At 71.6% G+C, this 696-nt stretch carries 2 pseudogenes; both read left to right on the top strand.

Annotated features, from left to right (window positions below):
* Positions 1-526 (top strand): annotated as a pseudogene (locus KVT32_RS28075) (bifunctional salicylyl-CoA 5-hydroxylase/oxidoreductase); the annotation flags it as partial.
* 20 nt (positions 527-546) lie between these two features.
* Positions 547-696: pseudogene (locus tag KVT32_RS32285) on the top strand (enoyl-CoA hydratase); the annotation flags it as partial.

Here is a 696-nt window from a genome sequence, read left to right as displayed (position 1 = left end):
CTTCCCGCTCGAGGTGTTCGCGGCGCTGCGCGCGGTATGGCCGCGCCAGCTGCCGATCAGCGTGCGCATCTCGGCCCACGACTGGACTCCGGGCGGCCTGACGCCGGACGACGCGGTGATCGTCGCCCGGCTGTTCCGCGACGCCGGCGCCGACATGATCGACTGCTCTTCGGGCCAGGTCAGCCGCGACGAAAGCCCGCAGTACGGGCGCATGTACCAGGCGCCGTTCGCCGACCGCATCCGCAACGAGGCGCACATCCCGGCCATCGCGGTGGGCGCCATCTATGAAGCCGACCACGCCAACGGCATCATCGCCTCGGGCCGGGCCGACCTGTGCGCGGTGGCGCGCCCGCACCTGGTCAATCCGGCCTGGACCCTGACCGAGGCCGCGCGCATCGGCTACACCGGCGCCGCCTGGCCCAGGCAGTACCGCGCCGGCAAGGCCCAGCTCGAACGCAACCTGGAGCGGGAACGCCAGCAGGCTGCGGCCCTGGCGCCGCGGGTTGCGCCGCCCACCGACCTTTGAATGCCAACCTGGAGTACACCATGCGATACCTGAAGGGAGAGCCGCACGCGCTCCCTGGCCACCGCGGCAGCCTGGCCGGCTATCCGGCCCAGCATTTCCTGTTCGAGGTCGAGAACGGCGTCGCCACGCTGACCCTGGACCGTCCCGAGCGCAAGAACCCGCTGACCTTC

The sequence above is a fragment of the Achromobacter sp. GbtcB20 genome, assembly GCF_019091095.1.
Lineage (GTDB): Bacteria > Pseudomonadota > Gammaproteobacteria > Burkholderiales > Burkholderiaceae_B > Achromobacter > Achromobacter mucicolens.
This window is presented reverse-complemented; position numbering and strand designations above follow the sequence as displayed.